Consider the following 15900-nt stretch of genomic DNA (forward strand, 5'->3'; position numbering starts at 1 on the left):
TGGGCCGCGACGCCACCGGGTGCGTTAAGCCCGCCGACGCCGCCACCGCCCCCATCCCCCACGCCGGCCGCTCCGGACGCACCCCTCGGTGAGGACAGGTGCGGGTAGGATGGCGCAGTTCGGGGAATATGTCTAGGGAAATATTCCTAGAGCTTCACTGGATCGTAGCTCACCCGTCATCCCCGGGCTTGACCCGGGGATCCACGACTTGGGTTCGGACGCATCGGGAGAAGACATGGATGGCCGGGTCAAGCCCGGCCATGACGGCGTAAGGGGATGGCGGCCGGGATGACGGGGCCCTGGTGACGGTGACGCCCCTGCGTGCTTCGAGGCCCGGCTGCCGCCGGGCACCTCAGCATGACGGGACGCTTTCGCCGCCAAGAACAACGTCATCCTGAGGTGCGAGCGCAGCGAGCCTCGAAGGAGGGTCGAAAGAACGGCATCCTATCATCCCGGACGGCCGACGGCCGAGCCGGGATCGCGGCGCGAGGCCCCTTGCCCTCAGCGCAGCTTCAGGGTCGACAGGCCGATCAGCGCCAGAACCACGGCGATGATCCAGAAGCGGATGACGATCTGTGGCTCGGTCCAGCCCTTCTGCTCGAAATGGTGGTGGATCGGCGCCATCTTGAAGACGCGCTTGCCGGTGAGCTTGAAGGACGCGACCTGCACGATCACCGACACCGCTTCCAGCACGAACAGCCCGCCGATCACCGCCAGCACGATCTCGTGCTTGGTGGCGACCGCGATGGTGCCGAGCAGGCCGCCCAGCGCCAGCGACCCGGTGTCGCCCATGAAGATCTGCGCCGGCGGCGCGTTGAACCAGAGAAAGCCGATGCCGGCCCCGATCAGCGCCCCGCAGATCACCGCCAGTTCGCCGACGCCGGCGACATAGTGGATCTGCAGATAATCGGCGAACAGCACATTGCCCGACAGGTAGGAGATCAGCCCGAAGCTGCCCGCCGCCACCATCACCGGCACGATGGCGAGGCCGTCGAGACCGTCGGTCAGGTTCACGGCATTGCCGGCGGCGACGATGACGAAGGCGCCGAACACCACGAAGAACCAGCCGAGATCGAGCAGCAGGTCCTTGAAGAAGGGGAAGGCCAGCGAGGAGGAGAGCGGCTCGCGGCCGATATGCATGATGACCACGGCGGCGATGCCGCCGATCAGGCCCTCAATGGCGAGGCGCGTCTTGCCGGAGAGGCCGTTATGGGTCTGCTTGGTGACCTTGAGATAGTCGTCATAAAAGCCGATCAGCCCGAAGCCGATGGTCACGAACAGCACCACCCAGACATAGGGGTTGGCGAAATTGCCCCAGAGCAGGGTCGCCACCATCAGCCCGGAGAAGATCATCAGCCCACCCATGGTGGGCGTGCCCTTCTTAGTGATGAGGTGCGACTGCGGCCCGTCGCTGCGGATCGGCTGGCCCTTGCCCTGCTTCAGGCGCAGCAGGGCGATGATCGCCGGGCCGAACATGAAGACGAACAGCAGCGCCGTGATGATCGCCCCGCCGGTGCGGAAGGTGATGTAGCGGAACACATTCAGAGCCGGGAAGCTCTCCTGGAACTGGACCAGCCATTGCAGCATGGGAAATCAACCTTCCGGGGAACAGACGGGCCGGCACGGCGCGGATGAAGCGTTCCGGCTCGCGCGGCCATGCCTGTTGGCGCGCGAAAGCGCAAGAGAAAGAACGCGGCGACGAGCCCGGCTCATGGCCCGGCATCCAGCCCGAGGGCGTCCGCGCCGGCGCCGAAACGCGCGATCAGTGCGCGGGCGAGCGGCCCCATGCGGCTGCCATTCGAGCCCTTGACCATCATCACATCATCGCCGCGCAGCCGCTCCGCCACCATCGGCAGCAGCGCCGCCGCATCCGGCGCCCAGCCGCCCCGGCGGTTCTCCGGCAAGGCCTGCCACAAGGCCTGCATCAGCGGACCGGCGCAGAAGACGAGATCGACACCCGCCGTGGCGAGTGCGGCCTCGCGATGCATCGCCTCGCCCTGCGGGCCGAGTTCCAGCATGTCGCCGAGCACCGCGATGCGCCGGCCGCGCCCGTCCACCGGCGTGCCGGCCAGCACGGCCAGCGCGGCGCGCATCGAGGCCGGGTTGGCGTTGTAGCTCTCGTCGATCAGCAAGGCCTGCCCGCCCTTCACCGCCAGCGGCGTGCGCACGCCGCGCCCCGGCGGCGGTCCAAGCTCCGCCAGCGCCAACGCCGCCAGCGCGAGATCGGCCCCGGCGAGCCTGGCGGCGGCCAGCACGGCGAGCATGTTCTGGATGATGTGGCGGCCGGGCAGGCCGACCTTGAAGCTGACCGTCTCGCCCAGAATATCGGCGATGGCGGTCGAGCCTTGCGGCTGCAGGGCATGGCTGAGCAGGCGCGCCTGCGCGCCGGCCGTCTCGCCGAAGCCGATGACGGTCTCGATGTCGGCGGCGCGGGCGGCGGCGGCCAGTCGCTCGAAATGCGGATTGTCGCGGTTCAGCACTGCCGCGCCGCCGGGCTCGACCCCGTCGAAGATCTCCGCCTTGGCGTCGGCGATCGCCTCGACATCGGGGAACTGGGCGATGTGCACCGGCTCGACCGTGGTGATAACCGCCACATGCGGGCGCACCATGCGGCTCAGCGGCGTGATCTCTCCCGCATGGTTCATGCCCAGCTCGAACACGCCATAGGCGCAGCCGCGCGGCATCCGCGCCAGCGACAGCGGCACGCCCCAGTGATTATTGTAGGAGGCGGCGGACGCATGGGTCGGCCCATCCGCGCCGAGCGCGTGCAGCAGCGCCTCCTTGGTGGTGGTCTTGCCGACCGAGCCGGTAACGGCGATGACCCGCGCCGCGGTGCGCGCGCGCGCCGCTCGCCCGGCCGCCTCCAGCGCGCCGAGCACATCATCCACCGCGAGCAGAGCCGCGCCCGCCGGCATCTCGCCGACCCGCCCGCGCTCGACCACACTCAGCGCCGCGCCGGCCTGCGCCGCCTTGGCGACATAGGCGTGGCCGTCGCTGTTCTCGCCGCGAATGGCGAAGAACACGTCGCCCGGCTGCAGCGTGCGGGTGTCGATGGACACGCCGCCGATCGCGGGCGCGCCATCGCCAATCAGCGTGCCGCCGGTGGCGTCGGCCAGCGATTGCGGCGTCCAGAGCGGCTCGATGGCGGCCATGCCGGTCAGTCCTCGATGGAGCCGACCGCGACGTCGCGATCGGAAAAGGGCAGCTTGCGGTCGCCGATGATTTGGCCGGTTTCGTGGCCCTTGCCGGCAATCAGCACGACATCCCCGGTCTTCGCCATGGCAATCGCCGCGCCGATCGCCTCGGCCCGATCGCCGATCTCGAGGGCACCGGGCGCCGCCGCCAGCACCGCCGCGCGGATGGTCGCGGGGTCCTCGCTGCGCGGATTGTCGTCGGTGACGATGACCACATCCGCCTTCTCGGTAGCGATGGCGCCCATGATCGGGCGCTTGCCCCGGTCGCGGTCGCCGCCGCAGCCGAACACCACGATCAGCCGGCCGCTGGCATAGGGGCGCAGCGCGTCGAGCGCATTGGCCAGCGCGTCGGGCTTGTGGGCGTAATCGACGAACACGCCGGCTCCCTTATGCCGGCCGACCAGTTCCAGCCGGCCGGGCACGCCTTCCAGCGTCTCGATGGCATCGAGCGTCGCCGCCCGCTCGCCGCCGGTGAGCAGGACGAGGCCGGCGGCGACCAGAGCGTTGGCTGCCTGGAAGGCGCCGACCAGCGGCAGGGTGAGCGACCGCCGCTCGCCCTCCACCTCGATCTCGAGATGCTGGCCCAGGCCTTCATCGCGCCGGGCGATGAGCGCGATTCCCGCCCCCGCCACGCCGATGCCGAGCACCTCCAGCTCATGTTCGGCCGCAACCTGCGCGGCATGGCTGCCATCCGCCGTGTCGACCCACACCGCCGCGCCGCCGCCGCGCGGCACGAGATCGCGGAACAGCCGCAGCTTGGCGGCGAGATAGGCCTCCATCGTCGGGTGATAATCGAGATGGTCGCGCGAGAGATTGGTGAAGGCGCCGGCCGCCAGCCGCACCCCGTCCAGCCGGTGCTGGTCGAGCCCGTGCGAGGAGGCCTCCAGACACAGATGGGACACGCCCTGCTGCGCCAGCAGGTGAAGCGTGCGGTGCAGCTCGATCGGATCGGGCGTGGTCAGCGAGCCATATACGGCGCCGGAGGGCGCCACCACGCCGAGCGTGCCCAGACTCGCGCTGGCATGGCCGAGCCGGGCCCAGATCTGCCGGGTGAAGGCGGCGACCGAGGTTTTGCCGGAGGTGCCGGTGACGGCGACGATGGTGTCAGGCTGGCGGGGGAAGGCCCGCGCGGCGGCCAGCGCCACGGCGCGGCGGGCATTGCCGACCCGGACATAGGAGATGGCCGGATCGAGCCCGGCCGGGATTTCGGCTTCGCCGACCACCGCGACGGCGCCGCGCCCCACGGCGTCGCGGGCGAATGCCATACCGTCGGCCTTGGCGCCGGAAAGGGCGAAAAACACGTCGCCCGCCCGCGCGGTGCGGCTGTCGAGCACCGGCTCGGCGACGTCGAGCGCGGGATTGGCGGCGCCATAGTCGGCATCCTCGCCGATCAGTTCGGCAAGGGTGAGCCGGCGCGAACAGTCGGTGGTGGGTCGGATCCGGTCAGGCATTCACGTCGTCCTGCGTCCTCTGGCCGGCGCCGGGCGGCGGCCGCGTCCAGCCTTGTCCGACATAGCCGATTCCGGGCACCTGACGCACCGGAAAACGGCCAGCGTCTTACGGCGCCTGCGCCAGCGTGTAGTTGGTGAGCAGGCTCTCCGCCGGCGGCACGTCGGTGCGCGGCATGATGCCGAGCATCGGGCCGATGCGGGAGATGATCTTGCCGGTGGTCGGCGCCGCGTTCCAGCCGGAGGTGGCGAAACCATAGGTGCCCTCCGCCGCCTGCGGCTCGTCGAGCATGACGAGAACCAGATATTGCGGGTTGTCCATCGGGAAGATGCCGGTGAAGGTGGTCAGCAGCTTGGTCTTGGAATAGCGGCCATTGATCACCTTCTCCGCCGTGCCGGTCTTGCCGCCGGCATACATGCCGGAGACGTTGACCTTCTTGGCCGAGCCCTTCTCCGCATTGAGGCGCAGCAGATAGCGCATCTTGGCGCTGGTCTCCGGCTTGATGATGCGGGTGGCCAGCGCGCGGGCTTCCTCGGGCGTGCGCTTGAGGAAGGTCGGGGGAATGAGATAGCCGCCATTCACCATCGCGTTCACCGCCATCACGGCCTGCAAGGGCGCCACCGCGAGGCCATGGCCGAAGGAGATGGTCGCGGTGTTCAGCTCGCCCCAGCGTTTGGGCACCAGCGGCATGGCGCTTTCGGGCAGTTCGGTGCGCAGCCGGTCGAGCTGGCCCGCCTTGGCGAGGAACGCCTTGTGGTACTCGACGCCCAGCGACAGCGCCATCTTGGCCGTGCCGATGTTGGAGGAGAAGAGAAACACCTCCGGCAGCGTCAGCACGCGGTTCTCGGCATGGTAGTCATGGATGCGGAACTTGCCGAATTGCAGGGCGCCGCGCGCATCGAGCGTCGAATTGATGTTGAAGCGCCCGCTGTCCAGCGCCATCGCGAAGGTCAGCGCCTTGAAGGTCGAGCCCATCTCGAACACGCCGGTAGTCAGGCGGTTGAGGTTCTTCGGGTCAAGCGAGCGGGCGGGGTCATTGGCGTCGAAATCGGGCAGCGACACCATGGCGACGATCTCGCCGGTGCGCACATCGACCACCGTGCCGGCGGCGGCGATGGCCTTGAACTTCTCCTTGGCCGCGAACAGTTCGTCGCGCAGCACGTGCTGGACGCGCATGTCCATGGCCAGCTCGACCGGCTCCTGCTGGCGGTCGGAGGCAAAGCCGGCGAGGTGCAGATCGGCGAGGCCGCGCGTGTCGATCCATTTCTCGACGCCGGCAATGCCCTGATTGTCGATATTGGTCGAGCCCAGCACATGCGCGCCGAGGGCGCCGCCGGGATAGACGCGGCGGTTCTCGGTCATGAAGCCGATGCCGGGCAGGCCGAGATTGTGGATCTCGCGCTGCTGCTGCGGGGTGATCTCGCGCTTCAGCCAGACAAAGCCGCGATCGGTCGACAGGCGCTGGCGCAGCTCATCGACATTGAGGTCCGGCAGCACGGCGGTGAGGGCCTCGACGGCCTCGTCGACGTCGATCAGCCGGCGCGGCTCGCCGAACAGCGAGGAGGATTTCACGTCGGTGGCGAGCACGAGGCCGTTGCGGTCCAGCACGTCGGGCCGCGCCGAGGCCACCGCATCGGACGAGACGGCACGCCGCGCGAGCGTGCCTTCCGGCGCCGAGGCGAACATGGCCAGCCGCCCGCCAATGGCGAGATAGGTGCAGGCAAAGACCATCATGCACAGGATGATGCGCGCCCGCGCCACCGCATGCGGCTCGGGCCGTCCGCGCCCCGCCGCGAGCCGCGCCGTGGCCAGCAGTCCCCGCGCCAGCGTCACGGGCAGGCGCAGCACGGCCATGGGCAGCGCCGCAAGTCGGGAACCGAGGGAGGAGAAGAACGCAGCCATCGAGGCAACCTCCGAAACTACTGGCCAACCGCGGCGGGCGGCAGGAGCGGCCGCGCGGCGGCCGGGTTGATCGCGCCGGCGAGCGAGCCCTGCGGCCCGGCGAAGCTCGGGCGGGAGGGCGCCATATTGCCCGCGGCGGGCATGGCGGAGAGCGGCAGCGGCCGGCTGGTGCCGGTCGGCTCCGGCAGCGGCGCATCGTCCGGCAGGCGCGCCACGGGAGCCGATTTCGCCGGCTTCGACGTGGCCGAGGGCTTGGCCGGGGGCGGCGCCGGATTGGGGTTCGGCCCGTCGACCAGCGCCTCGATCATGCCGCCGAGCGCATCCGAATTCTGCTCGGGCTTGGCCGGCAGGCTGGCGAGACGATCCATGTGCTCGACATCGAGCGGACGCATGTCGAGATGGTTCTCGGCCAGCGCCTGGATGCGGTCCGGCGCGGTGCGGCGCGCCCATTCGGCGTTGAGCAGGGCGATGCGGTCACGCTCGGCCCGGATGTCGTCGCGCAGCTGGGCGATCTTCTGCGCCTCCGAGGCGGCGGAATATTTCACCTGATAGACCGCCCCCGCGGCGGCGAGCAGCGCGATGACCGAGACGGCGTTGAGTATGCGGAACATGTCTCGACCTCAGCGGCGGCTTCTGGCTTCCGGGGGGGGCGGCAGGAAGGAGGACAAGTCGCCCGGCGCATGGGCGGGTGCCTCGGTGCGCGCGGCGGCGCGCAGCTTGGCCGAACGGGCGCGGGGATTGACGGCCAGTTCCGCCTCGCCGGCCTCGACCGCCCCGCGCGCCACGAGCCGGAAGCTCATCGGCGCGCTGGCGGCGAGCGGGAGGTGGCGCGAGCCGGCGCTCGCCTTGGCCCGGTTGGCGAAGAAATTCTTGACGATGCGGTCTTCCAGCGAATGGAAGGTGACGACCACCAGCCGCCCGCCGGGCTTGAGCACGCGCTCGGCGGCGGTGAGCGCGCGGGCCAGCTCGCCCAGCTCGTCATTCACCGCGATGCGCAGCGCCTGGAAGGTGCGGGTCGCCGGATGCGGTTCATGGGGCTTGGCCCACACGACCTTGGAGACGATGTCGGCGAGTTGCAGCGTGCGCTCGATCGGGGCACTCGCCCGCGCCGCCACGATGGCCCGTGCGACGGCGCGCGAATGGCGCTCCTCGCCGAAGCGATAGATGAGATTGGCGAGATCGGTTTCGCTCAGCGTCGCCACCAGATCGGCGGCGGAGGGCCCGTCCTTCGACATCCGCATGTCGAGCGGCCCGTCGCGGCGGAAGGAGAAGCCGCGCTCGCCCTCGTCGATCTGCATCGAGGACACGCCGATATCGAGCACCACGCCGTCGATCTGGCCGGTGAGACCGAGCCGCTCGGCGACGTCTTCCAGCTCGCTGAAACGCTCATGCACCAGCGTCAGCCGGCCGCCGCTGTCAGTGACGAGGTCCTGCCCACCGGCAATGGCGGTGGGATCGCGGTCGATGGCGACAACGCGGCATTCGGCGGCGGCGAGGATCGCCCGCGTATAGCCGCCGGCACCGAACGTGCCGTCGACATAGACGCCGCCATCCTGAGGCGCGAGATGCTCGATGACCTCGTGGAGAAGGACAGGCAGATGGCGGGCCGGTCCGCCGGCAGCCTCCGTCTCCGAAGTGCCGCGACCCGCCATCATGCCCCGTCGGCGCGGTTCACCCGCGTCGCCCCCTGTGAACCCAGTTCCTGCTTCAGCGCGCGCACCTTCGCCCTGGCCTCTGCGAGATGCGCCCGGAAGCGTGCGGGCTCCCAGATCCGAAAGGAATCGCCGAGACCGACAAGAACGGCCTCGGTCGTGATCTGCGCATGCAGCTTCAACGTCTCGCTCAGCACCACCCGGCCCTCCGGATCGAGACGCAGTGTCTCGATCGACCCATAGAGCGCCGCGGCCAGCTCCTCGCGGGCCTCCGAATAGGGCGGATAACGCTCGATCAGGCTGTCGATCCCCGCCATCAGCCGCGCGCCGCCCGCCTGCAAGGCCGGCAGGTCGAGCGCGGGATGGCAATAGACATGCTCCAGCCCGTCGCGCGCGATCAGCGCCCGGAACGGCGCCGGAACCGACATCCGGCCCTTGGAGTCGAGCCGCATCGCATAGGTCGATACGAAACGATCCATCGGCCCGACGAACTCCCGCGCCATCACGCAGCTGCACACGCCTCCCGACAGCCGCGCACAGCCTGTCGACGGGTGCCTGATGGGCACCGCCGGCCTTGCTGACTTGGTACTGCAACGGGATAATTTGGGATACCATGGGCTGTGATGGGCGTCAAGGAAATGGCCGGCGGGCAGCACCCCCGCGCCCTTGCCGGACACAGGTGATTCCGCCACGACCGGCGATCGGCGATTAACGCTCCATGAACCTTAAGATTTTGTTGAATCCCGCCGATCGGACGCTTAGCTCGGCATTATGAGCCTCACTCCCGCACCCTTCCCGGCCGATTCCCCCCTCGTGGCGCAGGTGCTGCCCTCGCCGAACCATGGCGAGCGGATCGGCGTCGCCGGGCCGGACATGCTGCTGCTGCACTATACGGGCATGGAATCGACCACCGAGGCGGTGGCGTGGCTGCGCAGCCCGGAGCGGCAGGTCTCGGCCCATTATGTCGTGTTCGAGGATGGGCGGATCGCTCAGCTCGTGCCGGAAGCCCGCCGAGCCTGGCATGCGGGCGTCGGCTCCTGGGGCGGGGCCAGCGACATCAATTCGTGCTCCATCGGCATCGAGATCGCCAATCCCGGCCATGATTTCGGCTACCCGCCCTTTCCGGCGATCCAGATCGAGGCGGTGACGGCGCTGGCCAAGGACATCCTCTCGCGCCACCCCATCCCGCCCGACCGGGTGCTCGCCCATTCCGACGTCGCCCCGACGCGCAAGAACGACCCCGGCGAGAAATTCCCGTGGCAGGCGCTGCACCGTTTCGGCGTCGGCCATCTGGTAGAGGAGGCGCCCCCGGTGGACGGGCGCTTCTTCATGCGCGGCGAGCACGGCCAGCCGATCGAGGCGCTTCAGGCCATGCTGGCGCTCTACGGCTATGATGTGCCTGTATCGGGCACCTATTGCGAGCAGACCGAGGCGGTGGTGCGCGCCTTCCAGCGGCATTTCCGGCGCTCGCGGGTCGACGGCATCGCCGATGTCTCGACGCTTCAGACGCTGTACCAGCTCTGCATGTCGCGTCCCGCGCCGGTCGCGGAAGGTTCCACCGACGCCTGAAATTTCGTCACGGCTGAATAACCACCAGCCCGCGACAGAAAATGTCGCGGGAGCGCGGCTGCGCGCAACGATGCGTGATAATCGCCAAGGTTGTGCCACACTCGGCCATGGATGGCTCGTACCGCCTCGCTGCGTTCACGTTCAAGGCAAGCCTCAGGCCAGCAACGCCTCATTCGGGTCTGATTTCGGAGGCTCTTGCGCCGCTCCGAAATTCTCCTGAAAAGGCTTGCCCTGAAGAATGCTCTCCTCCCGTCACGCCTGTGCTTCATTTCTCGCCGCATTCATCAGCCTGAGTGGCATGACGATTGCCCATGCCAAACAGAACATCGAGCGCACATCGCAGATCGACGAGTCGCTTCCAAAGGAACGACTGAGCGGTAACGCAAAGATCGTCGCGCTCGTTGACCGTGAAGCCAAGGCCAATGGCGTGCCGGTGGCGCTGGCGCGGGCCGTGGTGCGGATCGAAAGCAACTGGAACGCGAGGACGACGGGGCGGGCCGGTGAGGTCGGGCTCATGCAGATCAAGCACCAGACCGCGCGCGGCGTCGGCTACACCGGCACCCGCGCCGCGCTCTACGAGCCCGCCACCAACATCAAATTCGGCATGCGCTACCTCGCCGGCGCCTACCGCCTCGCCGGTGGCGACACCTGCGGCACGGTGATGCGCTATCAGGGCGGCCATGGCGCAAAGCGCATGTCCTCCGCCGCGCGGACCTATTGCGGCAAGGCCCGCACCATCATGGCGGCCAATTAATACGGTTTCGCGTGCAGGGCGGGCGGCTAACAGGTTGTGCGTAGCGCCGCCCGCCCCGCGCGTGATCAGTTCCCCGGTGCCGTCCCGTTGAGAAAGCGCCCGACCCGCGCGATCACCTGCTGGTGCACCTCGGCGCGGTCCGATCCTGCCGGGTCGGCGCAGATCGGGTCCTCGCCTTCCGACTTGAGCAGTTCCGGCGCCGCCGGCTTGCACAAGGCCAGAAAGCTGTAATGGTCCGCCGGCGCGATCGTCTCATGCAGGAAATGCGGGATGAGCGCGGCGAAGTTGCCGCCGGTGGGGCCGACATCGACCGCCTCCCAGACCGGGTTCCCCAGGCTGATCACCTGCAACGGCACGGTGATGCCCTGGAGACTCGCGGGCGTATAGACCTTGGCCATCGCCGGATCGACCGCCACCACCCGGCCGATGCGCGGATCGCGCAGATCCTGCTCGAACGATTCCTTCGGCAACTCGTCGAAGCGCACCCCACCCTTTGAGAAGAACAGGCAGTCCTTCTTGCCATCGGCCGGCACGGCGCAATAGGCGGCGAAGGCGTCGCGATCCGGGCGGGCGCCGGCCAATGTCATCGCCGTCACCCCGCCGAGCGAAAAGCCGATAACCGCGATACGCGCCGTGTCGATATGCGGCCCGAGTTCCGGGTCAGTGAGCAGGGCGTCGAGCAGGGCGCGCACATCCTGCGCCCGCTCCCAATGGCGGACGCTGCGGCGGGGCGAGCTATCGCCTGAGGTGCTGCCGGGATGGTTGACGCCGGCGACGATGAAGCCCTGCGCCGCGAGCCCGTTCGCCAGCCAGGACAGGCTGTCGATATTGCCGCCCGAGCCGTGCGAAAGCAGCACCAGCGGGTGTTTCCCCGCCGGATAGGGCGCGCCCATATAGGCCGGCGCGCCGATGAAGATGGCATTGTCGCCGATCGGCGCGCGATAGGTCCGCCCCGCCGTCGGGTACCAGACCGACGCCTTGAGCGGCGCCCCGCGCAGCGGCGCGGCAATGTCGAGGCGCTCATGGCCGGGGATCGGCGCGGACGGGCTCGTCTCCTGCGCCGCGGCCGGAAGACCGGACAGCGGCGCGAGAAGCAGCGCGAGCGCGAAGGCGGGCAAAGCGCACTTGTGGCGCGGGCGGCGGGTGGACAGACGGGGGGTGAAGATGGTCATGCCGGGTGTCTCCGTGGCGGGATGCCGGAGCCCACAGCAGCGAAAATCCGCCCGTCGCGAGACCTGAAACCGGAAAGAGGTCGACAGGAACCGGCTTGAGGCCGGAAGAAGGGGCGCGACCTCTCATGTCCGTCGCGCCTCCCGTCCGCCGGTCTGCCGAGCCCGCCCATGCCCGAAGCCGCCCCGTTCGCTGCCCCATTCGCTGCCCACTTGGCCTCCATGCCCGCCTTCCCCGTCCCGGTCTTCGTGGCGGCGCTGCTGCTCTATCTGCTGCTGCGGCTCATCCTGCGCGGCGAGGGCAATGGCTGGCAGCGCGCGCTGGTCGGCCTCGCGGCGATGCAGTCGCTGATCGTCGCCGGCACGCAGTTTTATGGCATCGAGGCGCTGCGCCCGGTGCAGCCGGTGACGGCGACGCTGGTGCCCGTCGCCGCCTTTCTCGCCTTCCTCGCCAGCGCGGTGCGTCCCGTCGATCCCGCGCGCGACTGGGTGCATCTGGGCGCGCCGGTGTTCACTGCCTTCTGCCTCGTCTTCGCGCCGGTGACGCTCGACGCGGCGATCGTCCTCGTCTTCGTCGCCTATGCCCTCGCTTTGCTGCTGGCCATGCGCGGCGGAGCCGATGCCTTGCCGCGCATCCGACTGGAGAGCGGCGGCCCCTCGCTCACCGCCTGGCGGCTGCTGGCACTGCTGCTGCTCGGCTCGGCGCTCAGCGATCTCGCCATCACCATCGCCGACCTGGCAGGCGCCATCGCCTGGCGCGGGGCCATCGTCAGCCTGACCTCCTCGCTCCTGCTGCTGGCGCTGGGCCTTGCCGGGCTGGAACGGGCCGGCGACGAACCGGAAGACGAGCCGGGCGTCCCCTCCGAGCCCAGCGGCCCGGCCAGCGATCCCGCCACGGCGGAGGCGGACCGTGCGCTGGTCGAGCGCGCCCGGTCCCTGTTGCGGGCCCAGAACCTCGCCGCCGACCCGGATCTCACCCTCGCCCGCCTCGCCCGCCGGCTCGGTGTGCCGGCCAAGGCGCTCTCCGTGGCGGTGAACCGGGCCGAGGGTCGCAATGTCAGCCAGTTCGTCAACGCCTTCCGCGTCGAGGCGGCCTGCGCGGCGCTGGCGGCGGGCGCCCCGGTGACTCAGGCCATGCTGGATTCGGGCTTCCGCACCAAATCGAACTTCAACCGCGAATTTCGCCGCATCACCGGCGCCAGCCCGACCGACTGGCGCGCCGCGCGGCCGGCACCGGTCACGGCGGACCCGCCCCGCACTTGACGGCGCCCCCCGCCTCCCCCATTGCTGCGCCGCCAGCCGGCCGGACGGCCGCGTCATCGCAAGATGCCGAGGAAAGTCCGGGCTCCACGGAGACACGGTGCCGGATAACGTCCGGCGGGGGCGACCCCAGGGAAAGTGCCACAGAAATCAGACCGCCGCGGGTCCGCCCGCGGTAAGGGTGAAACGGTGCGGTAAGAGCGCACCGCGCGGCCGGTAACGGAAGCGGCAGGGCAAACCCCACCGGGAGCAAGGTCGTATAGGGGTGGCGCGAGGCTTCACGTCTCAGGTCCCGTCTTCGGACAGCCGCCCGGGTTGACTGCTCGAGGCGCCAGGCAACTGGCGTCCCAGAGGAATGGCCGTCACGTGGGAGCAATCCCGCCATACAAAACCCGGCTTACAGGCCGGCTGGCACCCATTCTCCGCGCCCCCGTGCCGGACCGGACCACGGACCGGTTCACCCCTGCCCCTCCGGCACATGGCGGGCGGCGGCCAGCTTTGCTATGCCTGCCGGCAACGCGAAGGGAATCCTCATGATCCGCATCATCCTCGCAGGCGCCACCGGCTGGGTCGGCCGCGCCCTCGTGCCGGCCATCGACAAGGCTGCCGATCTCGAACTGGTGGCCGCCCTCTCGCGCAACCATGCCGGCCTCGATCTCGGCGTCGCGCTCGGCGGCAAGCCCTCGGGCGTGCCGGTGTTCGCCCGCATCGAGGAGGCGCTCGCCACCCCGGCCGATGTGCTGATCGACTACACCAAGCCGAATGTGGTGAAGGCCCATGCGCTGGCCGCGCTGAAGGGCGGGCTGAATGTCGTGATCGGCACCTCCGGGCTCGGCGCGGCCGATTATGCCGAGCTCGACGCCGAGGCGCTGGCCCATAAGCGCGGCCTGCTCGCCGCCGGCAATTTCTCGATCACCGCGACGCTGCTGAAACGCTTCACGCTGGAAGCAGCCAAATATGTCGCCGATGTCGAACTGATCGACTACGCCTCGGCGACCAAGCCGGACGCGCCCTCCGGCACCGGACGCGAACTCGCCGAGGCGCTGGCCGGCGTGCGGCAGGGCGCGACCAGCCGCCCGGTGTCCGAGGTCGTCGGCGTGCCCGAGACGCGCGGCGGTGCCTTTGGCGAGGGCGCGCATGAGGTGCGCGTCCATGCGCTGCGGCTGCCCTCCTTCGTGCTCGGCGTGGAAGCGATCTTCGGCGCGCCGGACGAGCGGCTCACCATCCGCCACGATGCCGGCTCCTCGGCCGCGCCCTATGTCGCGGGCACGCTGCTCGCCACCCGCAAGGTGAGCGGCTGGACCGGCGTGCGGCGCGGGCTCGACACGCTGCTGGACTGAGCCGGCCGACATTCGGCGTCAGTCGGCCCCGTCAACCGGATCGGGCGCCGGGATCGGGCTGGCGAATTGCCGCTCCTGGGTGAAGGAGCGCACATTGCTGGACGAAGCCGTGCCGGGGGAACCGGTCGAGCCGGTCGGCGTCGTATCCAGCCCCAGCCATTTGGCCAGCGGAATACCGGCCGGCGGCAGCGGCACGCCGGGCGGGCGCGGCCGGGTATTGGCGGGCGCCGGCGCGGCCGGGGCGGGCGCGGGATAGGCCGATGCCGGATAACCCTGCGCCGGGTACCCACCCGCCGGATAGCCTTGCGCCGGATAGGCCTGTGCGGGGTAGGCCTGCGCGGGCTGGGACGGCGGCGGATAGGCGGGCGAGGGGCGGTAATTCGGGTCCACGCCATGCCCATAGGAGGGCGGTGGCGTGAGCGGCATAGGTTCGCCCGGCGCGGCCAGCGGGGCCGGCGTGGCCACGGGCGCGCGGGCCGGCAGGACCGGGGCGGTCAGCCGGGCGGGATTGACCGGCGCGGGCGCGCGCGCCACCGGGGCCGGCGCGGGAGCACCGCCCGGTCCAAAATCCTCCTGCGTGCCCGGCTCGGCCTCCGCCTCGGCGGCGCCATAGGGCGCGGCGGACATCGGGCCATAGAGCGGGCGCTGCATCATCGGCGCCTTGAACACCGGCAGGTTCGGCGGGCGCGGCGGCGTAACATTGGGGTTGCACGAGGTGCGGCCGGCGCGGCGCATCATGTCCACATGGATGTGGTCATAGTGATAGATGTTGTAGCCCGGCCCGAGCGTGGTGGTGAAGCGCCGGCAGCCGGTCGCCTGCACGGTGCGCAGGAAGCCCTGCTCGTCCGGGCGCCCCTTCCAGCCGGTCTTGACCGAAATCTCGCGCCCATCGGCCAGCACGAAGCCGCCAATATCCAGCGCATTGCCGAAGGCATGTTCGGAGATCTTGCCCCTCGGCCCGCCATTCATGTTGCGGCAGGAATAGGAGGACATCTGCTTGACCTTCGCCAGCGGCTGACCGAACCAGGCCATGGCGGCGGGCTGCAGGTCCTCCAGCATCCAGCGGTCGACGGCGGAAATCATCGGGCAGGCGAGCGTCGCCTTGGGCGCCACCTCGACCGTGCCCTGGTCGAACGCAAGCACGCGGAACGGATGATCCATCCCGCAGGTGCCAGCGCCGTCGATCTCCCGGAGCGGGATGGTGTAGGCGGAGGGCTTGACCGCGCCCCCCGCCAGACACCGTTCCTCAGCTTCCGAGCGCCAGGCTTCGCGCTGATCGAACAGCCCGAACTTGCAACCGGAGAGCCCCAGAAGGACGAGCGGGGCTACGAGAAACCAGGATACGCCGCGCGTCATGAGCGCAAGCTAGGCCGAACTTGGTTGACAGCCGGTTAAGCAAGCGCCGCGATTTCCCCAGACAAACAAAAACGGCCGGAGGAAATCCCCCGGCCGTTATTTCGATTTTTTAACTAATGGGCGTTTGCTAATGCCCGAGGTTCTTGACGATGTCCTCGACCATTTTCTTGGCGTCGGCGAAGAGCATCATGGTGTTGTCGCGGAAGAACAGCTCGTTCTCGACGCCGGCATAGCCGGCGGCCATGCCGCGCTTGA

General features: G+C 69.6%; 14 protein-coding genes and 1 other RNA gene. 5 read left to right on the plus strand and 10 right to left on the minus strand.

Annotated elements, in window-relative coordinates; genetic code table 11:
• Window positions 1–501: 501 nt before the first annotated feature.
• The 7 genes from mraY to KIP89_RS01645 all read right to left on the minus strand — a co-directional run bounded on the left by mraY (window position 502) and on the right by KIP89_RS01645 (window position 8676).
• Entirely contained in the window at window positions 502–1587 is a 1086-nt protein-coding gene (mraY, locus tag KIP89_RS01615; protein ID WP_213753678.1) for a phospho-N-acetylmuramoyl-pentapeptide-transferase, read from the minus strand.
• A gap of 122 nt (window positions 1588–1709) precedes the next feature.
• The gene (locus tag KIP89_RS01620) at window positions 1710–3152 is read right to left on the minus strand and encodes a UDP-N-acetylmuramoylalanyl-D-glutamyl-2,6-diaminopimelate--D-alanyl-D-alanine ligase (protein WP_213753679.1); all 1443 of its coding nucleotides are present in this window, start codon (window positions 3150–3152) and stop codon (window positions 1710–1712) included.
• Between the two features lie 5 nt (window positions 3153–3157).
• A complete protein-coding gene (locus KIP89_RS01625; protein ID WP_213753680.1) occupies window positions 3158–4645 on the minus strand; it encodes a UDP-N-acetylmuramoyl-L-alanyl-D-glutamate--2,6-diaminopimelate ligase in 1488 nt (495 codons plus the stop codon).
• A 106-nt stretch (window positions 4646–4751) separates the two neighbouring features.
• A complete protein-coding gene (locus KIP89_RS01630; protein WP_213753681.1) occupies window positions 4752–6545 on the minus strand; it encodes a peptidoglycan D,D-transpeptidase FtsI family protein in 1794 nt (597 codons plus the stop codon).
• Window positions 6546–6562: 17 nt separating this feature from the next.
• Window positions 6563–7156 (minus strand): cell division protein FtsL, encoded by a 594-nt coding sequence (gene ftsL / locus KIP89_RS01635; protein ID WP_213753682.1) that lies wholly within the window; start codon window positions 7154–7156, stop codon window positions 6563–6565.
• Between the two features lie 9 nt (window positions 7157–7165).
• Window positions 7166–8200 (minus strand): 16S rRNA (cytosine(1402)-N(4))-methyltransferase RsmH, encoded by a 1035-nt coding sequence (gene rsmH / locus KIP89_RS01640; RefSeq protein ID WP_213753683.1) that lies wholly within the window; start codon window positions 8198–8200, stop codon window positions 7166–7168.
• Window positions 8197–8676, minus strand: a complete 480-nt coding sequence (locus KIP89_RS01645) for a division/cell wall cluster transcriptional repressor MraZ (protein WP_213753684.1) — start codon at window positions 8674–8676, stop codon at window positions 8197–8199. The genes rsmH and KIP89_RS01645 overlap by 4 nt, the downstream gene beginning before the upstream one ends.
• A gap of 292 nt (window positions 8677–8968) precedes the next feature.
• On the opposite strand from KIP89_RS01645, the gene KIP89_RS01650 reads away from it, so the two are divergent.
• Complete coding sequence (locus KIP89_RS01650) at window positions 8969–9766, plus strand: N-acetylmuramoyl-L-alanine amidase (protein WP_213753685.1); 798 nt, start codon at window positions 8969–8971, stop codon at window positions 9764–9766.
• A 298-nt stretch (window positions 9767–10064) separates the two neighbouring features.
• The gene (locus KIP89_RS01655) at window positions 10065–10520 is read left to right on the plus strand and encodes a lytic transglycosylase domain-containing protein (protein ID WP_250152132.1); all 456 of its coding nucleotides are present in this window, start codon (window positions 10065–10067) and stop codon (window positions 10518–10520) included.
• A gap of 65 nt (window positions 10521–10585) precedes the next feature.
• Here KIP89_RS01655 and KIP89_RS01660 read toward each other — a convergent pair whose 3' ends face one another.
• On the minus strand, window positions 10586–11692 hold the full coding sequence (locus tag KIP89_RS01660) for an alpha/beta hydrolase family protein (protein WP_213753687.1): 1107 nt from the start codon (window positions 11690–11692) through the stop codon (window positions 10586–10588).
• A gap of 168 nt (window positions 11693–11860) precedes the next feature.
• Here KIP89_RS01660 and KIP89_RS01665 point away from each other — a divergent pair, with 168 nt between their 5' ends.
• From KIP89_RS01665 to dapB, 3 genes are all read left to right on the plus strand, one after another.
• Window positions 11861–12952: a helix-turn-helix domain-containing protein gene (locus KIP89_RS01665; RefSeq protein ID WP_213753688.1), complete on the plus strand. Its 1092-nt coding sequence runs from the start codon at window positions 11861–11863 to the stop codon at window positions 12950–12952.
• Window positions 12953–12984: 32 nt separating this feature from the next.
• Window positions 12985–13365: RNase P RNA component class A (rnpB, locus tag KIP89_RS01670), an RNA gene on the plus strand.
• A gap of 117 nt (window positions 13366–13482) precedes the next feature.
• Complete coding sequence (dapB, locus tag KIP89_RS01675) at window positions 13483–14289, plus strand: 4-hydroxy-tetrahydrodipicolinate reductase (RefSeq protein ID WP_250152133.1); 807 nt, start codon at window positions 13483–13485, stop codon at window positions 14287–14289.
• Between the two features lie 18 nt (window positions 14290–14307).
• Here the strand turns inward: dapB and KIP89_RS01680 are convergent, their stop codons facing one another.
• Complete coding sequence (locus KIP89_RS01680; protein ID WP_213753690.1) at window positions 14308–15645, minus strand: extensin-like domain-containing protein; 1338 nt, start codon at window positions 15643–15645, stop codon at window positions 14308–14310.
• Window positions 15646–15772: 127 nt separating this feature from the next.
• A partial coding sequence (locus tag KIP89_RS01685; protein WP_213753379.1) for an NAD(P)(+) transhydrogenase (Re/Si-specific) subunit beta occupies window positions 15773–15900 on the minus strand: 128 nt, incomplete at its 5' end.

It is taken from the genome of Ancylobacter radicis, assembly GCF_018449475.1.
Lineage (GTDB): Bacteria > Pseudomonadota > Alphaproteobacteria > Rhizobiales > Xanthobacteraceae > Ancylobacter > Ancylobacter radicis.

Bases quoted from the DNA above. Each gene is read 5' to 3' on its own strand.
- mraY (WP_213753678.1), bottom strand. From the start codon at position 1,587: ATGCTGCAATGGCTGGTCCAGTTCCAGGAGAGCTTCCCGGCTCTGAAT.
- KIP89_RS01620 (WP_213753679.1), bottom strand. From the start codon at position 3,152: ATGGCCGCCATCGAGCCGCTCTGGACGCCGCAATCGCTGGCCGACGCC.
- KIP89_RS01625 (WP_213753680.1), bottom strand. From the start codon at position 4,645: ATGCCTGACCGGATCCGACCCACCACCGACTGTTCGCGCCGGCTCACC.
- KIP89_RS01630 (WP_213753681.1), bottom strand. From the start codon at position 6,545: ATGGCTGCGTTCTTCTCCTCCCTCGGTTCCCGACTTGCGGCGCTGCCC.
- ftsL (WP_213753682.1), bottom strand. From the start codon at position 7,156: ATGTTCCGCATACTCAACGCCGTCTCGGTCATCGCGCTGCTCGCCGCC.
- rsmH (WP_213753683.1), bottom strand. From the start codon at position 8,200: ATGATGGCGGGTCGCGGCACTTCGGAGACGGAGGCTGCCGGCGGACCG.
- KIP89_RS01645 (WP_213753684.1), bottom strand. From the start codon at position 8,676: ATGGATCGTTTCGTATCGACCTATGCGATGCGGCTCGACTCCAAGGGC.
- KIP89_RS01650 (WP_213753685.1), top strand. From the start codon at position 8,969: ATGAGCCTCACTCCCGCACCCTTCCCGGCCGATTCCCCCCTCGTGGCG.
- KIP89_RS01655 (WP_250152132.1), top strand. From the start codon at position 10,065: ATGACGATTGCCCATGCCAAACAGAACATCGAGCGCACATCGCAGATC.
- KIP89_RS01660 (WP_213753687.1), bottom strand. From the start codon at position 11,692: ATGACCATCTTCACCCCCCGTCTGTCCACCCGCCGCCCGCGCCACAAG.
- KIP89_RS01665 (WP_213753688.1), top strand. From the start codon at position 11,861: ATGCCCGAAGCCGCCCCGTTCGCTGCCCCATTCGCTGCCCACTTGGCC.
- dapB (WP_250152133.1), top strand. From the start codon at position 13,483: ATGATCCGCATCATCCTCGCAGGCGCCACCGGCTGGGTCGGCCGCGCC.
- KIP89_RS01680 (WP_213753690.1), bottom strand. From the start codon at position 15,645: ATGACGCGCGGCGTATCCTGGTTTCTCGTAGCCCCGCTCGTCCTTCTG.